At 69.3% G+C, this 17,040-nt stretch carries 17 protein-coding genes and 1 pseudogene; 8 read left to right on the top strand and 10 right to left on the bottom strand.

Going from position 1 to position 17,040, the window contains the following annotated elements; all coding sequences use genetic code 11:
• Positions 1–418 precede the first annotated feature (418 nt).
• The 4 genes and pseudogenes from ABGA98_RS34635 to ABGA98_RS34650 all read right to left on the bottom strand — a co-directional run.
• Positions 419–1,864: an MFS transporter gene (locus ABGA98_RS34635; protein ID WP_347622649.1), complete on the bottom strand. Its 1,446-nt coding sequence runs from the start codon at positions 1,862–1,864 to the stop codon at positions 419–421.
• 9 nt (positions 1,865–1,873) lie between these two features.
• Positions 1,874–3,022 carry a serine hydrolase domain-containing protein gene (locus ABGA98_RS34640; RefSeq protein WP_347622650.1) on the bottom strand — a complete coding sequence of 383 codons (1,149 nt, stop codon included), beginning with the start codon at positions 3,020–3,022 and terminating at the stop codon, positions 1,874–1,876.
• 140 nt (positions 3,023–3,162) lie between these two features.
• The gene (locus tag ABGA98_RS34645; protein WP_347622876.1) at positions 3,163–3,798 is read right to left on the bottom strand and encodes a MarR family transcriptional regulator; all 636 of its coding nucleotides are present in this window, start codon (positions 3,796–3,798) and stop codon (positions 3,163–3,165) included.
• Between the two features lie 120 nt (positions 3,799–3,918).
• Positions 3,919–4,092, bottom strand: a pseudogene (locus ABGA98_RS34650) (helix-turn-helix domain-containing protein); the annotation flags it as partial.
• Positions 4,093–4,285: 193 nt separating this feature from the next.
• On the opposite strand from ABGA98_RS34650, the gene ABGA98_RS34655 reads away from it, so the two are divergent.
• A complete protein-coding gene (locus ABGA98_RS34655) occupies positions 4,286–5,941 on the top strand; it encodes a serine hydrolase (RefSeq protein WP_347622651.1) in 1,656 nt (551 codons plus the stop codon).
• Between the two features lie 19 nt (positions 5,942–5,960).
• Here ABGA98_RS34655 and ABGA98_RS34660 read toward each other — a convergent pair whose 3' ends face one another.
• The gene (locus ABGA98_RS34660; protein WP_347622652.1) at positions 5,961–6,254 is read right to left on the bottom strand and encodes an antibiotic biosynthesis monooxygenase family protein; all 294 of its coding nucleotides are present in this window, start codon (positions 6,252–6,254) and stop codon (positions 5,961–5,963) included.
• A 204-nt stretch (positions 6,255–6,458) separates the two neighbouring features.
• Here ABGA98_RS34660 and ABGA98_RS34665 point away from each other — a divergent pair, with 204 nt between their 5' ends.
• Positions 6,459–7,301, top strand: coding sequence for an SDR family NAD(P)-dependent oxidoreductase (locus tag ABGA98_RS34665; protein WP_347622653.1), 843 nt, complete (start codon positions 6,459–6,461; stop codon positions 7,299–7,301).
• A gap of 64 nt (positions 7,302–7,365) precedes the next feature.
• Here the strand turns inward: ABGA98_RS34665 and ABGA98_RS34670 are convergent, their stop codons facing one another.
• The gene (locus ABGA98_RS34670) at positions 7,366–7,938 is read right to left on the bottom strand and encodes a TetR/AcrR family transcriptional regulator (protein WP_347622654.1); all 573 of its coding nucleotides are present in this window, start codon (positions 7,936–7,938) and stop codon (positions 7,366–7,368) included.
• Here ABGA98_RS34670 and ABGA98_RS34675 point away from each other — a divergent pair.
• Positions 7,877–8,617, top strand: a complete 741-nt coding sequence (locus ABGA98_RS34675) for an SDR family oxidoreductase (protein WP_347622877.1) — start codon at positions 7,877–7,879, stop codon at positions 8,615–8,617. The two genes, ABGA98_RS34670 and ABGA98_RS34675, sit on opposite strands and share 62 nt — an antisense overlap.
• Before the next feature lie 52 nt (positions 8,618–8,669).
• On the opposite strand, the gene ABGA98_RS34680 is transcribed toward ABGA98_RS34675, so the two are convergent.
• Positions 8,670–9,638: a WYL domain-containing protein gene (locus tag ABGA98_RS34680; protein ID WP_347622655.1), complete on the bottom strand. Its 969-nt coding sequence runs from the start codon at positions 9,636–9,638 to the stop codon at positions 8,670–8,672.
• Positions 9,639–9,760: 122 nt separating this feature from the next.
• Here ABGA98_RS34680 and ABGA98_RS34685 point away from each other — a divergent pair, with 122 nt between their 5' ends.
• Positions 9,761–10,156, top strand: coding sequence for a RidA family protein (locus tag ABGA98_RS34685; RefSeq protein ID WP_347622656.1), 396 nt, complete (start codon positions 9,761–9,763; stop codon positions 10,154–10,156).
• Positions 10,157–10,196: 40 nt separating this feature from the next.
• Here the strand turns inward: ABGA98_RS34685 and ABGA98_RS34690 are convergent, their stop codons facing one another.
• Positions 10,197–11,963, bottom strand: coding sequence for a WD40 repeat domain-containing protein (locus ABGA98_RS34690; protein ID WP_347622657.1), 1,767 nt, complete (start codon positions 11,961–11,963; stop codon positions 10,197–10,199).
• 671 nt (positions 11,964–12,634) lie between these two features.
• Positions 12,635–13,090, bottom strand: coding sequence for a MarR family transcriptional regulator (locus ABGA98_RS34695; RefSeq protein WP_347622658.1), 456 nt, complete (start codon positions 13,088–13,090; stop codon positions 12,635–12,637).
• A gap of 94 nt (positions 13,091–13,184) precedes the next feature.
• Between ABGA98_RS34695 and ABGA98_RS34700 the strand changes: the two genes are divergently transcribed.
• Both ABGA98_RS34700 and ABGA98_RS34705 read left to right on the top strand, forming a co-directional pair.
• Positions 13,185–13,730, top strand: a complete 546-nt coding sequence (locus ABGA98_RS34700) for a YceI family protein (RefSeq protein WP_347622659.1) — start codon at positions 13,185–13,187, stop codon at positions 13,728–13,730.
• A 49-nt stretch (positions 13,731–13,779) separates the two neighbouring features.
• Positions 13,780–14,070: a Tn3 family transposase gene (locus ABGA98_RS34705; RefSeq protein ID WP_347622660.1), complete on the top strand. Its 291-nt coding sequence runs from the start codon at positions 13,780–13,782 to the stop codon at positions 14,068–14,070.
• Positions 14,071–14,189: 119 nt separating this feature from the next.
• Here the strand turns inward: ABGA98_RS34705 and ABGA98_RS34710 are convergent, their stop codons facing one another.
• The gene (locus ABGA98_RS34710; protein WP_347622661.1) at positions 14,190–15,209 is read right to left on the bottom strand and encodes a recombinase family protein; all 1,020 of its coding nucleotides are present in this window, start codon (positions 15,207–15,209) and stop codon (positions 14,190–14,192) included.
• 174 nt (positions 15,210–15,383) lie between these two features.
• Here ABGA98_RS34710 and ABGA98_RS34715 point away from each other — a divergent pair, with 174 nt between their 5' ends.
• Both ABGA98_RS34715 and ABGA98_RS34720 read left to right on the top strand, forming a co-directional pair.
• On the top strand, positions 15,384–15,638 hold the full coding sequence (locus tag ABGA98_RS34715) for a transposase family protein (protein ID WP_347622662.1): 255 nt from the start codon (positions 15,384–15,386) through the stop codon (positions 15,636–15,638).
• Between the two features lie 158 nt (positions 15,639–15,796).
• Positions 15,797–16,978: an FAD-dependent oxidoreductase gene (locus ABGA98_RS34720; RefSeq protein ID WP_347622663.1), complete on the top strand. Its 1,182-nt coding sequence runs from the start codon at positions 15,797–15,799 to the stop codon at positions 16,976–16,978.
• The last annotated feature ends 62 nt before the right edge of the window (positions 16,979–17,040 follow it).

The following is a 17,040-nucleotide window of genomic DNA, read 5'->3' on the forward strand; positions in this document are numbered from 1 at the left end:
CGGAGCCGTCCCATCGCGCACGTTCTGCGCTGGTCGGACTGGCGCCGCCGTCACCAGGCGACAGCCCGGCGCTGCCACTACCGGCGCAGATCGAAACCATGATCGCGAAGTGTCACTGGAGTACTAGTCCGGCAAACGTCTAACGAGCGGTACGTGGGGGTTGCGGGATGGACCTGAAACATCCAGACTCTGTCCCCCGGCCTCCCGGCCCCTTCACTGCACGCCTGAGATTCAGATGGCCAGATCGACGGCCTGAAGTTCGACAGGGGGTCGAAGGGGTCGGGCAGGCGGCGTAGGCCGCCGGAGACGTAGGCGCTGCCCGGACGCACTTCCCGGAGCAGCGGCCAGGAGCCGGACACGCGGCTCAGCGTAGGACCGGCCGCTCGTGAACCGCCCTGGGCGAAGGAGGCGGTCGATTTCATCCGGGCGTGCTGCCGAGGGTTTCCGGCGTGGGCTCGGTGTCCCGGTTCGTGGGCCGGGGGCGCAGGAGGAGGCCGGCGGTGAGGATGGCGGCCAGGTAGAAGGCGCCCGCGCCGAGCATGCCGGCGGTGTAGCCGCTGGTGAGCGCGTCGTGCAGAGGAGTGCCTGCCGGTTGGCTCGTGGTGGCGGTGACGGCGATGCCGGCCAGGACGGCCAGGCCGAGGGCGCCGCCGATCTGCTGGCTGGTGTTGACCAGCCCGGAGGCGATGCCTGAGTCGCGCGGTGCGACGCCCTGTACGCCGCCGATGGTGGCCGCGACGAAGCCGATGCCCAGGCCGATGCCGCCGGCGAGCTGGGCGGGCAGCAGCACGAGCAGGGGGTTCTGGTCCGGGGTCAGCAGGCTGAACCAGCCCATCGCCGCGGCGGCCACCGTCATCCCGGTCGCCAGGACGGTCCGGGTGGAGGTGCGCGCCTGCAGCCTGGGGCCGATGACGCCGGAACCGAACCCGATGCCGATGGCGAACGGCAGATAGGCCAGACCGGTGATCATGGGCGAGTACTGGTTGATCGTCTGCATGTACAGGGTGAGGAAGTAGAAGGTGGCCAACTGCCCGGCGCCCATGAGCAGCATGACCAGATTGGCGCCGAGCCTGCCGCGGTCGGCCAGCACGCCTGAGGGCAGCATCGGGCTGCGCGCGCTGCGCTGGATGAACAGGAACGCGGCGAGTAGCGCGACGGCTGCCGCGCCGAAGGCCAGAGTGAGCCCGTCGCCGACACCGTGGGAGCCGGCCCGGTTGATGGCGTAGACCAGCGAGCCGAGCGCGAGGGTCACGGTGCCCGCGCCGGGCAGGTCGAGGCCGCCGTGCTCCCGGGTGCCGGGCGCCAGGGCAAACGTGCCGGCCAGGACCACGAGCGCGATGGGGATGTTGACGAGCATGATCCATCGCCAGCCCAGGTACTCCGTCAGCGCGCCGCCCAGCAGCAGGCCGGCGACCGAGCCCAGGCCGCCCATGGCGCCGTAGACGCCGAGCGCCTTGTTGCGCCGGGGCCCGGCGGGGAAGGTATCGGCGAGCAGGGACAGCGCCGCCGGGGCGACGATCGCGGCGCCGACGCCCTGCAGGACGCGGGCGGCGATCAGCACGCTCCCGTTGCCGGCCAGGCCGCCCAGCAGGGACGCGGCGAGGAAGACCGTCAGGCCGACGCGGAACAGTCTTCGGCGGCCGAACAGGTCTCCGGCGCGGCCTCCGGCCAGCAACAGGCCGCCGAAGGCCAGGGCGTAGGCGGTGAGCACCCAGTCCAGGTCGGCCTCGGCGATGCCGAGCCCGGTTCCGATGACGGGCAGGCCCACGGTCACGATGGTGCCGTCCATCACCATCAGCAGTTGTGCGGCCGCGATCACCAGCAGCGCCAGGCGGGTGTTGCGGGTTTCGGAGAGAGAGGTCATGCCGGCTCCTCAGGAAGCGGTGGCGGCGCCGTGAACGGCGGCGGCGAGCCGGTCGTGCTCGGGGTAGGACCAGCCGAAGCCGAACCGGCGCCGCGTGTAGCCGAAGGCGATACCGGTGCGGGGATCGGCGAAGGACTCCGAGCCGGCCGACCCGTCGTGGCCGAACGCGTTGGCGCTGAGGAACGCATACCGCAGGCCCTTGGCCTGGAAGCCGAGCGCGTAGTTGCCCTGGTCGCCGCGGACCAGGTCGGCGCCGGTCGAGTGCAGCTGGGCGAACTCTCCGACGGTGTCCGGCTTGAGCAGCGGAGGCTGCCCGTCGATCCCCCAGACGGCCGCCGCGTACAGGCCGGCCAGGCCGCGCGCGCTGCCCACGCCGCCGGCTGATGCCTGGCCGTTGGCGCGGACGGCGCGGGTGTTGGCGAAGGCCGCCTGGTCCAGGGGCGGCGTGCTGTTGAGCCCGTACCCGATGCCGAGGATGCTGTGCGGACCGGGCACGTTCGACCAGAACGCGGCCTCCTGCTCCGGAGTGGCCGTCCACCACTGGATCGGCCGGAACCGCTCCTCTTCGGCCTCGGGCAGGCCCAGGTAGAGGTCCAGCCTGTACGGGGTCCGGATGCGCTCGTCGTAGACCTGCCGCAGCGACCGGCCGGTCACTCGCCGAATCAGCTCGTTCACCATGGCGAACGAGACGAACCCGCCGTAGCCGTAGGCCGAACCCGGCCGCCAGTACGGCCGCTGCCCGGCCAGGCGGCGCGCGATCACCTCGTCGTCGGCGAGCTCGGCCGCCGTCAGCCCGCCGTCGACGCCGATGACGCCCGAGCGGTGCGTCAGCACGTCCCGCAGCGTGATCCCGTCCTTGCCGGCCGCGGCGAACTCCGGCCAGTGCCGGGCCACCGGCTCGTCGAGATCGAGGACGCCCTCCTGCACCAGCAGCGCCGCCACCAGCGTCGAGGCACCCTTGGTGGCGGAGTACACCCCGGTCAGCGTGTCACCGCTCACCTCGTCCCCGGCCCACAGGTCCACCACCCGCCGGCCGTGCGCGTACACGGCCAGCTGCGACCCCGCCTGGCCGTCCTGCTCGGCCACCACCGCGGCGAACTCCTCGCGCACCTGCTCGAAGCCGTCCGCCACCGTTCCGTGGACATCCATCCTGCTCATCGTCGGCAACCCTTCGTGAGTGAGTGTTGGTCGCCGGCATGACGGATGGCCCGCAGGAAAGGTGACCGGGTGCGTTCGCGGTCACCTTTCACTGCTTGATGCGTCAGCTGTCTCGCGGGCCCGCATCGATGCAGGTCAGGCTAATCCGACCATGATTTCCCCGAGACTGCGGAGAGGCCGTCGCGTTGCGCGGAACTCAGGCGGTCGGGCCTCGGGGTGACGGCGTACGCGCCGCGCCCGCACCGCTCCACGGCGAGCGGGTCGGAGAGGGCCGGACGGCGGCTGATGGTGTCCAGGGCGTCGGCCGCCCGCTGGACGGGCCAGTCCAGTGCCGTGGCGAGGTCGTCCACGGTGAGCGGCCGGGCGGCGTGCACCAGTGCGGCCAGCACCGTCAACGCGTCGCGAACGACGGCGCCGGCGGGGCCGCTGTCGTTCATCCGCTCGCTGATCCAGGCGAAGAACTGCGCCATCTCCTTCAGCCGGGCCGCGACGGGCGAACCGGTGCCGAAGATCTCGATTCCGTGCCGTGCGGCCGCCGCGACCTCGGCGTGGGCTCCGGTGTCGGCTCTGAACGCGTGGCGCCAGACGTCGTCGTCGATGAAGTACCGCTCACGGCGGCCGGAATCCTGCGCGCGCTTGACCAGCTCCATCGCCTCGAGATAGCCGATGGCCTTCGACACCGACGCCGGGCTGACCTGTAGCCGGCGTACGAGCTCGGCGGACGTCAGGCTGCCGGGCCCGGAGGTGAGCAGGCAGACGAACACGCGAGCGGGCATCCGGGGAAGGCCGGTGCCGGCCAGCAGCGTCGCCAACCGCTCCACGAAACCGTGCACGGGCTCGGCCGGCGGCTGCGCGGCGTGAACCGTTCCGCGGCGGCGGGCGCGCTGCCCGGCGGCCTGCTGGGCGCGGTCGGCCAAGTAGCCGCCGGGCACGCTGTTACGCGCCACTTCGCGGCTGATCGTGGACGTCGGCCTGCCCAGCCGCCTGGCGATCTCGGCGTATCCCAGCCCTTCGGCCATCCAGATCCCGATCTGCCTGCGATCGTCGTGGGTCAGCCTGCCTCCGGGCATCGGCTCTCCCTCTCTTCAGGTCCGCGAGTGCGTTCACCAACAGTACATTGCAACGACGGTCGGTAAGGATTGCATTTACCGACACTTCTATTGCAACGATTCACGTGAAAGCCCATAAATTTGTTGACGAGTTTGGAAAGGCAACGTAGCTTTTCTCTGCTTCGAAAGACTCAGAGGTGACGAGGAACCCCTTATGGAGAAAACGTTGGACGTGACCCGCATTCGAGCTCGCGTCGCCGAGTTCCTGGCCGAATACCGGATCCCGAGCGCCGCGATCGGCATCCTCCACGGCGGGCAGACCACCGGCTTCGCAGTCGGCGTCAGGAGCGTCCTCACCCAGGACCCCGCGACGTCCGGCACCATCTACCAGTGCGGCTCCGTGTCCAAGACCTGGACCGCCCTCGCCTTCATGCAACTCGTCGACGAGGGGAAAGTCGCTCTGGACGAGCCGGTGCGGACCTACCTCCCCGATTTCCGGGTGGCCGACCCCGACGTCAGCGCCAGGGTCACACCCCGCCACCTCCTCAACCACACCCACGGCATCGAGGAGGACTACGGAGATCCTGGCGAGGGCGACGACGTGTACGAGCGCATGGTGCGCAACATCGCCGGCGCGCGCCAGGTCCACCCCTTGGGCCACACACACGGCTACAGCGCGGCCCTGGGCTACGCGATCCTCGCCCGCATCATGGAGGTGATCGACGGCGAGCGGTGGGACGACATCATGAAAAATCGCCTGTTCGACCCCTTGGGACTGATCTCGACGAGCAGCCGGCGCGAGCACGTGGACCAGGACCGGGCCGCGACCGGGCACCTGATCCGATCCCTCGAAGAGGGCGCCGTCCTTTCACCGCTCAGCCACCTGCCGCGCTCCTTCGGCCCCGGAGGCAACGTCAACACGACAGCCTCGGAACTGCTCACGATGGCGTACGTCCTCCTCCACGAAGGAAAGGCGCCGAACGGGACCACCATCGTCTCCCCCGGCATCATCCGCGAGATGACGCAGTCGCGGGTCCCCATACCTGATCCGTACACGTTCGGGCCGGAATGGGCACTCGGCCTCATCGTGTGCGACTGGCACGGGCAGACCGTCTACGCCCACGACGGCAGCGCGGTCGGCCAGAGTGCCCGGCTGCGGATCCTGCCGGAGTCGGACATCGCCGTCTCGATGCTGGCGAACGCCGGACCACGCGACAGCTTCTACCGGAAGGTGTTCAACGAGATCCTGGCCGACCTCGGCGCGGTCACGATCCCCGGCCTGCCGGAGCCCGACCCCACCCTGGCCCTCGATCTGTCCAGGTATGAAGGCTCCTACGAGCGCCCCGGCACCCGCTACAAGGTTGCGGCCGAGAATGGGAAGCTGCATCTCACATTCTCCCTGAACCCCACGGAGGCACGGCTCCTCGACCGGCCCGAACAGCTCGACTACGAGCTGCTGCAGATCAGCGAGACCCACTTCCTGATGCCTTCGGACGATCCGTTGGAGGACCCTCAGACCGTCGCGATCTACGACTTCGAGAATGGCGCCGCACGCTATCTGCACCTCAATTGCCGCGTGCATCCGCGGGTGCGTGAGGAGGTCGGCACGGTGCCCGTCATGGCTGTTTCCACGATCTCTGACAACAACGGTTTCTGGGATTCCTTGAAGCAGGCGTACGGCCGGCTCCCCCAGGGCGCCAGGTGGACGCTGGCGGTGGCGAGCACCGACGGGGCCAAGGCGGTCAACGTCATCATGCACAACTCGATCGACGACGTCAGGAACTTCCTCGATGGCCACGTCGGCGCCTTCGCCACGACCGACTACTTCGAGGCCGACGCGGCCAACGCGGTCGGCCTCCCGACGAAGTGACCGCTGGACCGCGCAGGCGCTAACCGAAAGGCGGGCCGGAAGCGGCAATCACGTGCTTGACCACCTGGACGTCCTTGAGCTCGAAGGACCCGGTGGGCCTGGGGGCGACCGCCCGCCAGGCATCCAGCGCCTCCTCGGACTCGAAATGCTCAAAGAGGTTCACCCGGCCTGGGTCGGCGACGTCGGCCGACATGGCCATGTCGATGCACCCGGGATAGGCGCGCGCCGCCTCGACGATCCCGCGATGCGCCTCGACGCAACGATCCCTGGCCTCCGGATCGACGAACACCTTTCCCGCCACGATCACCGTCATGATGACGCTCCTCCTGCCTTGCGTACCGTTCCGCCGTACCGACCGGCCGAGGGGGGAGAACTCATCGGTACTCGCCGCGTGTGGTGGCGCACATCACAGGGCCGCCCTGTCACAAGGATCGGGCGGCCGGTGCCTCATGTTCGTCAGGACGCCGCGCGGACGATCCGCGTGGCGTGACCACCGCATGAAGATCGGAAAGACATCATGAGCAAGGTCTGGTTCGTGACCGGTTCGTCCCGAGGCCTCGGCCGTAAGTTCGTCGAGGCCGCGCTGTCGCGCGGCGACAAGGTGGCCGCGGCTGCCCGCAACACCGCAAGCCTGGACGAGCTGGTCGCCGCCCACGGCGAGGCGGTGCTCCCGCTGGAGCTGGACGTGACCGACAAGGCCGCCGTCTTCGAGTCCGTGAAGCGGGCCGCCGAGCACTTCGGCCGCCTGGACGTCATCGTGAACAACGCCGGCTACGCCCAGATCGGCGCGGTCGAGGAGCTGACCGAGCAGGAGCTGCGCGACCAGCTGGAGACCAACCTGTTCGGCGCGGTGTGGGTGATCCAGGCCGCGCTGCCCTACCTGCGCGAGCAGGGCTCGGGGCACATCGTCCAGCTGTCCTCGGCCGCCGGGCTCCTCGCGATGCCGCTCGGCGCCGCCTACTGCGCCTCCAAGTGGGCTCTGGAAGCGCTGAACGAATCCCTCGCCCAGGAGGTCGCCGAGTTCGGCATCAAGGTGACCGTGGTCGAGCCCGGCGGCTTCGCCACCAGGTCGGGCAAGAACCCGGACCCGCTCGACAACGGCCACATGGCCGAGATCAACCCGATCTACGACGACCTTCGCCAGCGGCTCGCGGGCCTCACCGGCAAGCAGCCCTCCGGCGACCCTGCCGCCGCGGCACAGGCACTCCTCACGATCGTCGACTCCGACCAGCCGCCGCTGCGGGTGCTGTTCGGGCAGGGCTTCTACCCGATGGTCCAGCAGGCCTACGCCGACCGGCTCAAGACCTGGGCCGACTGGCAGGACCTCTCGGCGCAGGCTCACGGCACGCTGGATCGGTGACCCTCCGGCTGACGCCGTCAGCCCACCCGCTCACCGGCCCTGAGGCTCGGTCTCGCAGGCGGACTCACGGGCGGGACCTCAGTCCGTCCAGGGTGAGGTCGAGCAGGCGTTCGGCCCGGTCGCGTTGGTCGGGCTCGGCCGAGGTCAGGGCGATGCCCGCGAGGGCGGCTCCCAGGTCCGCCGGGCTGATGTCGGTGCGGATCGTCCCGGCGGCGGCGCAGGCGTCCATCAGTGTGGTGATGGCGGCCTGGATCATGTCGCGGCTGTGACCGTAGGGGTTTCCTCCCGTGGCGACGATGGCGCGCAGGGCGTCGGCCATGCCGAGTTTGGCGGTCACGTAGTCCAGGAAGAGGCGTGTCCAGGCACGCAGGGCCTCATCGGGTGGGTGTGCCGCGAGCAGGCCGGGCACGGCATCGCACAGGTTGGCCACCTCGTTGCGGTAGACCGCCTCGATCAGGGCGTCCCGGGTGGGGAAGTTGCGATAGAGCGTCGCGGTGCCCACGCCCGCCTGCTTGGCGATGCGCTCCAGGTGCGCGTCCAGTCCCTCCTCGGCGAAGACGCTCGCCGCAACCGTGATGATCTTCTCCCGGTTGCGGCGGGCGTCGGCTCGCAACGGGCGTGGTGCATCTGTGCTCATCGGCGAGGCTGCGCACCTCGCCGGGAAAGGGGCCCGGCTCGTGCTCGGCGCACGAAGGGCGGACCGGCTGCACGCGGTGGTGGACCAGATCGTCGCGCAGGGCGGCTCGGCCGTCGGAGCCGTCATCGACGTGACGCGCCGTGCGGACCTGAAGCTCCTCACGGACACGGCGGTCCATCAGTACGGCCGGCTCGACGTCCTGGTCTCCAACGCCGGCACGATGGCGGTGTCACCGTTTGACGAGTTGCGCCAGGACGACTGGGACACGATGGTCGCCACGCACGTCAACGGCCTGCTGAACGGCATCGGAGCGGCCCTGCCCGTCTTCCGGTGGCAACGCTGCGGCCAGTTCGTCAACGTCGCCTCCACCGCGGCCTACGTCGTGAAGTCCCCGCAGGGCGTCTACGCCGCCACCAAGACGGCGGTCAAGGTGCTGACCGAGGCGCTGCGGCAGGAGTCAGGGCCCGACCTGCGCGTCACCCTGGTCTCACCCGGGTTCACCGACACCGAGGGGGTGGGCAAGGGGGCAAGCCCGTCCGTGGCGGAGGCGATGACCCGGCAGCGCGACGAGATCGCCATCCCGCCCTCCGCCATCGCGTCCGCGATCGGGTTCGCGATCGAGCAGCCCGCCGGCGTCGACATCAGCGAGGTCGTCGTCAGGCCCACCGCACAAGCCTGACCACCGCAGCCAGAGGTCAGGCGCGGTCACGGCGCCCCGCCGACCCTCAGGATCAGCCCGCGTAGCGGGTGGCGATCGCGGCGGCGCGGTCGCGCAGGGAGGTGCGCAACCACTGCGGGGCCAGGGCTTCCGCGCCTGTGCTGAGCTGCCACAGCGCCCATTCGGCGTGTCGCCCGTCCTGGAAGGACACCTCCAGCCGCAGCCGGCCGTCCGCGTCGGCTTCCTCGCTGTGGACGGCCACCGCAGTGCCCACCAGCTCCTCCCGCCGCCCCGGGTCCACGCGGACCAGCACGGTGACCTGGTCGCCGCCGGTCCGGAACCGCGTGCTGCGTTCCTGCCAGGCCCGGTCGAGATCGACCCGGTCTGGTCGCTGTGCAGGTTCGGGGAGTGCCTCGGCGGCCAGGACCCGCGACAGCCGGTAGGTGCGGTCCGCGCCGGACCTCGTGGCCAGCAGGTAGCCCCGGTCGCGTACGGTGACCAGGCCGATCGGGTCCACCGTACGCCACTTCGGGGTCTGGTCCACCGCCGCGTAGCGGATGCGCAGCTTGTGTCCGGCGAGCACCGCGCGCCGGACCTCGGCCACTATGGCGTCAGGCACCTCCTCAGCGACCATCCGGCGCGAGAGGAGGTCGGTCTCCGGATCGATGAGCAATCGCTCCGCCGCGCCGGCCGCGGTGTTCCTGTAGCTCTCGGGCAGCGCGTCGACCACTTTGAGCATCGCCGAAGCGAGCGCCGAACCGAGGCCGAATGCCTGCGCGCCGCGCCGCGATCCGGCGATCAGCAGGGCAAGGGCCTCGTCGTGGTTCAGCCCGGCGAGCTCGGTACGGAAACCGGGCAACAACGCGAAACCACCGTGCCGGCCACGTTCGGCGTAGACCGGGACGCCGGCCGCGGACAGCGCATCGATGTCGCGCAGCACGGTGCGGGTGGACACCTCCAGCTCGCGGGCCAGCGCGGCCGCGGACAGCCGGCCGTGCCGCCGCAGCAGCAACACCAGCGAGACCAACCGGTCGGCGCGCATACGAAGAAGGTATCGAAATACACGACAAAGGATGTCGTGATTTGCCGGGAGGCTTGTCACCGCGGCCACCGAGGCCGGTGTACGTCCCTGCTTTCGATGAATCGAATGGAGCTGATGCGGCAATGGAGCGAACGGCGGTCAACCCGTGGGCATGGTCGGTGGAGCTGGGGTACAACCAGGGCGAGGTCGTCTCCGGGCACACCCGGACGCTCTACTGTGCCGGGCAGACCGCGATAAGCGGCGACGGCAAGCCCCAGCATGACGGTGACATGGCGGCGCAGTTGGCGCTGAGCCTCGACAACCTGGAGGCCGTTCTCGGCGAGGCCGGCATGTCCCTCGCGGACCTCGTCCGGCTCAACGTCTACACCACCGATGTCGATCTGCTCTTCCAGCACTACGGCGTGCTGGCGTCGCGGTTGGGCGCCGCCGGGGTGGCGCCGGCCACCACGATGCTGGGGGTGACACGGCTGGCGATCCCCACCCTGATGGTGGAGCTTGAGGGGACCGCCGTCGGGTGATGCGGCCTCGCCGTACGTCGAGCAGCAGGCGGGTGGCCTCCTACTCGACCCCGAATACGGCCAGGCCGCTTCGGAAGCCGACGACGATGTGCCCGGCTTCGTCCACGGCAACGGCTGTCACAGCGTCGGGGAGGCGAAGGCGGGGACCGATCTGCCGGCGGGTGGTGAGGTCCCAAACCTCGACCATAGGACCGCTGGCGGTGACGGCAACGGGATGGCCGTACACGGATGCCGCGGTGAGTACCTGCACGTTGACGGCAGGCAGTTCGCCGAGGTGGCGGCCGGTGGTCACCTCCCACAGTCTCACCGGCACGTCCTCCTCCCAGTTCCGGTTCTCGCTCATGGTGAGGGCAACCGGCTGGCCGCCGACCACGGTGGTGGCCAGCTGCCGCACGGGAGGGCCGTGGCGCCCAGGGGAAGGGGTGCTGGTCTGCCGGTTGGTGGCCAGTTCCCGGACGCGGATGGCGCCGTGGAAGGAACCGGCTACGGAGACGGGTGTGCCGTCGATCGCCGCGGTGTCGACGGCGCGGACCCAGCGGCGGTGGCTGACGCCGGGCGCGCCGATCTGCTCGCCGGTGGCGACGTTCCACACCCGCACGGTCTTGTCGGCGCCAGCGGTCACAACCAGGGGCTGCCCGGCTGCCGAAGCGGTGGCGACTGAGCAGACGGGGGCGGTGTGGCCGGTCAGCGGAGCGCCGAGTTGCTTGCCCGTGGCCAGGTCCCAGATCCGGACGGTGCGGTCGTCGCTGCCGGTGACGGCGACGGTGCGGTCGTCGGCGATGGTGGTGGCCAGCGCCCGCACCGGTCCGTTGTGCCCCATGAGCGGCTGCCCGAACGGCCGGCCCGAGGCCAGGTCCCACAGGCGGACGTTGTAGTCGTCGCTGCCGGCGACCACAACGGACTGTCCGTCGACCACGGCGGTGGTCATCGCCCGCACCGTCCGACGGTGGCCGACGGCGGACTCCGCGGCCTCCAGCCCGAACCGCAGGTCCCATATCCGCAGTGTGCCGTCGCTGCTGCCCGTGACGGCGACCGGCCGGCCGTCGAGCATGGTCATGTCGACCGACCACACGAAGTCGGTGTGCCCGGTGAAGACGTGAAGCTGCTTTCCGGTGGGGAAGTCCCAGAGCCGGACGGTACGGTCGGCGCCTGCGGTGAGCGCCACTGGCCGGCCGTCGAGCGTGGTGAAAGCGACACCGTCCACTCCCCGCTCGTGGCCTGTCCACGGTTCTCCAATCGGCTGGCGAGTGGCCAGGTCCCACACCCGCACCGTGCCGTCGTAGTGGCCTCCGGTGACGGCCACCGGGCGACCTTGCAGCGTGGTCGTGGCCAGTGTGGACACGGTGTCCTTGTGAGCGGTGATCGGTTCACCCAGCTGTTCACCGGTGGCCGGATCCGATACCCGGATCTCCCCGAGTGAGCCGCTCGACACCACCACCGCCCTGCCGTCGAGCTCGGCCGTGGCCACATCCTTCGCCATGTACTCGTGACCGGTGAACGGTTCAGCGAGTTGTTCGCCGGTGGCCAGGTCCCACACTCGCACCGCCCCGTCGAAGCCGCTGGTGACCGCCGCCGGCCGACCGTGGAGCGTGGTCGTCGTGACTCCCCGTACGATCGCCGCGTGCGCCGTGAACGGGCTGCCGATCTGCCGGCCGGTGGTGAGGTCCCACACCCGTGCCGACTTGTCGTTGCCGGCGGAGACGGCGACGGGCCGACCGTCGAGCATCGCGGTGGCAAGTCCGTACACGGCGTCCGTGTGCCCGGTGAGCGGGATGCCGATCTGCTGCTCGGTGGCGAGATCCCACAACCGTAACAAGCCGTCGCTGGAGGCGGAGACGGCAAGGGGCCGACCGTCGAGGACTGCGGTGGCAACCGCGAGTACGGAACTTTTCTTAGGTGGCAGTTGTCCAAGGGGCGGCATGGACGCTAACTCCCCGGTCGACCGCCAAGTCCATCGCAGGCCCCATCCCTTCGCGTCGCCGAACGGCGCTGACACCACGGACGTCTCACGCTCTGACATGGCGCACACGGTACAGCCCGGGTACGACACCGGCAGCAGACGGGACGCCGCAGGCTTTCAGCGGGTGCCACCGGCTTGATCACCGGTCGTTGAGATCGTGGTGGTGCACTTCGGTCGCGTTCCTCGGCGCCTACCGCGACCCGGGCGCGTTGACGCCGTGGGTGACGTTCGTGCCATGCTTCCTGTTCATCTTCCTCGGTGCCCCCTATCTTTCGTGCCGAAGTGGCCGATGCCGCGCATCCTCGGGATCTGCGCGCTGCTCGGCGTCGGCACGATGTTCCTGCCCCGGTAGCGGCCACCAGCGCCGCGCCGTCCACCCGCCGCCGGGTCTGGGACTTCTCCCGCGACGTCCGCGTCCCCGGGCGGTTGTGGTGCCACCTGCGCGACGAGGGCCTGGTGGACCGGTGGACGTGGCGCCGTAAGGCGGGCGGCGCGCCGGACAGGGCCGTTCACGCGCCCTACCTGGTGTCGGTCAGGTGCTTGAGGAGGGTCTCGCTGATGTCGCCGAGCTGGCGGATCTGTTCGGGCGACAGGAGGTCGATGAGGTGGGTGCGCACGCTCTCCACGTGGAGGGGGGCGGCGGTCTCGAGCGCGGCCTTTCCCTCGTCGGTGAGAATGGCGAGCCAGCCACGCCGGTCGCCCGCGCAGTGCTCCCGGCGTACCCACCCGGCCTGTTCCAGCTTGTTGATCGCGTGCGAGATGCGGCTGGGCTTGGAGTGGGTCCAGTGGGCCAGTTCGCTCATGCGCATGGTCCGGTCCGGGGCCTCCGACAGCAGGACCAGGAGCTCGTAGTAGGTGGGCGGCATGCCGGCCCCAGCCTGAAGGTCGCGTTCCAGCCGGTCGGTCAGCAGACGGCTGGCCCGGCCGAAGGCCCGCCAGGTGCGCTGTTCGTCGTCGGTGAGCCATCTCGTCATGACCACATCGTACGCAATAGTTGCGCACTGAAGTACTCAGATGTAGTGTCGCACTGAATTGTCCAGCACTGAATTATCTTAGATGGAGTGCGACGTGTACCCCAGCGAGCTCAGCGGCACCTACACCATCGACCCGGCGCACAGCCGTTTCGGCTTCGTGGCCCGCCACGCGATGGTCACCAAGGTGCGCGGCAGTTTCCCCGTCGTCGAGGCCACCGCCCACCTGGACGCCGCCGACCCTTCCGCCTCCACCGTCCGCGTGAAACTGGACGCGACCGGCGTGAACACCGGCAACCCGCAGCGTGACGGCCACCTGCGCACCGGCGACTTCCTCGACGCCGAGACCCACCCGCACATCACCTTCACCAGCACCGGCGTCAAGCACATCGACGACGCCCGCTTCGAGGTGACCGGCCAGTTGACCATCCGCGGCATCACCCGCGAGGTCACCATCCCGCTCGAGTTCGCCGGCACCGCCGTCGACGCCCAGGGCTTCACCCGGGCCGGCTTCGAGGGCAGCACCGTGATCAATCGCAAGGACTACGGCGTCAGCTTCAACGCCGTCCTGGAAAGCGGCGGCGTGATGATCTCCGAGAAGATCACGCTCGAGTTCGACCTGTCCGCCGTCAAGAACGCCTGAAAGCCCTCATCGTGCCTTTGCGAACGGCGTGCGCGTCGGACTCGCGCAAGTGCGGTTCCTGGTCGGCGAACTTCACGCCGAGTGGCACCAGTGCTACGGCGGCGCCGGGATCATGGTGTATTGGCACGTCGAGCGCAAGAACGTGTGCATCTACAGCCAGGTGCGATCCACCACGGACTCCGAGGTCGCCTCGATGATCGAGGGCTTGCTGCGCCATCTGGCCAGCGCGGAGATCGATCGCCAGTACACCGATACGCACGGAGCTTCGATCGTCGGCTTTGCGTTCTCGCACTTGCTGGACTTCAAGCCGTTGCCTCGGCTGAAGAAGGGGTCCCGGTAGCTATGGAGCAGAATCCAACGAAACCGCCTCTGGCCTGCAGCGACGTGGTGTTCCGCGCCGAGACAGAAGGACTTCGTCGTGGTTGTTGGTGCTGACGGCTGATCCGCGGGTCAGCGAGGTTAGAACCCCTTGCGGATGGTCGCATACTCGGCGCGGGCCTGTTCAACAGCGTCGGGGTAGCGCTGGGCCTTCTCGTGTTCTGCGAGGGCGCGGTAGATGCTGGCGAGGGAGGGGTTGTGACCCTTGCGTTTGCCGGTGGGGATGATCAGGTCCTTGCGGATCTTGTCGATGGGTTCGCCGGCCGCGCGGCGCCGTAGGACGGTGTGGATCATGTCGTCGGTGATGACGGTGGGACGGCCGCCGTGGTTGCCCTTGCGGGCTGCGGCGTCCAGTCCTTCCAGCGTCGCCTCGCGGATCGCTTCTCGCTCGGTCTCGGCCATGGCGGCGAAGAACGCGAATAGCATGCGGCCGGGTCCGGCAGGGTCGTAGATTCCGGCGAGGGGGCCGGCGAGCATTTCCAGGACCAGGCCGTGCGCGGTGAGGTGGTCGGCCAGGGCGGTGAGCTCGCTGGCGTCGCGGCCGAGCCGCTTCATCTCGTACACGGTGAGGATGACGCGGCAGTGCGGGGCATGGGCCTTGATCTGCCGGGCGGTGGCCAGGGCCTTCTCGAACGCGGGCCGGACCTTGAGGCGGGTGGAGATCTTCTCGCTGAAGATCTTGTCGCGGCCGATGCCGTGCGCGGTCAGGGCGTCCAGTTGGGACTGGAGTTCCTGGGTGAGGGAGGAGCAGCGGGCGTAGCCGATGCGGATGTCGGCTGCGGGCCGGTCGGGGTCGACGGGGGCGGGCGGCGGGGTGCCGGGCCGCCAGGGCTGGCCGGGCCTGCGGTCGGCGGGGGTTTGGATGCGCAGTCGCTTGGCCAGCCGGGGCACCTTGGTGAAGCGGCCGGTGTGGTAGGTGCCGGCGACGGCGCCGGACCGTGACCGGCAGGGCGATCCGGGTTCGACGTCGCATCGCGGACAGGGGTGACGCTCGACCTCATCGCCGTCACGGGAGACGTCGTCGGCGGTGTCGGAATCAGTGACGGATCCGGCTCTTTCGCAGGGGCTGGAGGACGTCGAACATGCCCCGAATCCTCTCACAAACATTCCTCAAAACAACCTTGGTTAAGGACTTGAGTAAGAACGAGTTATGAGAGGGATTCGAGGCTGTCTGCCGTCCCGCGAGGCGTGTTGGTGATCCTCTCTCGGAATCGCTCATTTGTGAGAGCTTTTTGCGTCAGCCGATCAACGTGCGCGCCTCCTCATGGTCTCGCAGTGGGCTACGAAGGCGCAGGCACCGGCGTCCATGTCCCGATCAAGCAACCCGCCGACGGCCGCGAACTGGACGTTGACACACGTACCAGAAATGCGCTTCTGCGTTGTCTTCGCTGTCTGGATGAACGCGGCTTCGCGCTTCTTGAACAACGCTGGCGCACCCTTCAGCACGTCCGACTCAGCCCCAGCCGTGTCGGCGACCTCGCCAAAGCAGCGCTCGTTCTCACCCACTTCGAGCACGGAATGATCACGTAAAGTCGCTGGGATTACCTCAGTGGGCCACTTCGGAACGTGCGGCTACAGCTGGGACGGGATTTCTTGTGGCGCAGGTCACAAGACCGGAGTGTCACGTTCTCCGGAGGCGCCCTGTCCCATAGCCGTCCCGAACGAACGAGCCCCACGGGGAGCGAGCGATGAACACCAGCACCGCCCATCAGATCGTCGTCCTCGGCGCCGGCTACACCGGCCTGATCGCCACAGCTCGGCTGGCCCGCTACACCCGCAGACTGAACACCCGCATCACCTTGGTGAACCCCTCGCCCCGCTTCACCGAGCGTCTGCGCATGCACCAGGTCGCCGCGGGCCAGGAACTGACCGACTTCCAGATCCCCGACCTGCTGAAGGGCACCGACGTGCGATTCCACCAGGCAGCCGCCACCGCCATCGATACCGCTGACCGGACCGTCGCCCTCAACGATGGTGTCCTCCTTCACTACGACACGCTGGTCTACGCCCTCGGCAGCGCCACCGACGCGAGCATCGTCCCCGGTGCGGCCGATCACGCATGGACCCTCGACGACCCCCGTCTGGCGCACCGCCTGTCGCAGCGGCTGCCCGGGATCGCCGCTGCGGGCGGCACGGTCACCGTCTGCGGTGGCGGACTCACCGGCATCGAGGCGGCCGCAGAGATCGCCGAGGCGCACCCGGCGCTGACCGTCAACCTGGTCTGTGCCACCGAACCCGGTTCCATGATGGGCGAGAAGGCCCGAGCCCACCTCAACCGCGTCCTGGACCGGCTGGGCGTGGTGCGCATGGTCGGGGTGAGGGTCACCAAAGTGCTGCCCGATGCGGTGCGGCTGGACACCGGTGAGCTCGTCTGCTCGGATCTGACCCTGTGGACCACCGGTGTGCGGGTGCCGCAGCTCGCTGCCCAGGCCGGAATCGCCACCGACGGGAAGGGGCTCATCATCACCGACCCCACCCTGCGCTCGGTTTCGCACCCTGAGATCCACGCCATCGGAGACGCCGCCCTGGTGCGGCAGGCCTGGGGGCAGCTCCACGGCACATGCCAGAGCGGGGTGGTCACCGCCGACTACACCGCCGGCGTCATCGCCCGGCTGCTGCGCGGGAAGCCAGTGAAGCCCCTGCGGTTCGGCTACTTCCACCAGCCGGTGAGCCTGGGCCGCAAGGACGCGGTCGTCCAGTTCACCAAAGCCGATGACACCCCGAGGCGGTGGTACCTCAAGGGCAAGACCGCGGTCATCTACAAGGAGCAGGTCAGCAGCACCCCGCCGGTGGCCGCCAAGATGTCCCGCCATGTGAAGATACCGGTGCAGCTGTCGAAGGGGGGCCGCGCCACCCGAAAGGCCGCATGATGTTCCAGGACTCGGGTCAGGAACCCACCAGATCCCCCGGCCCGCTGAAATCCCGAGCTTCC

This window comes from Nonomuraea sp. B1E8, from assembly GCF_039871515.1.
Classification (GTDB): Bacteria; Actinomycetota; Actinomycetes; order Streptosporangiales; family Streptosporangiaceae; genus Nonomuraea.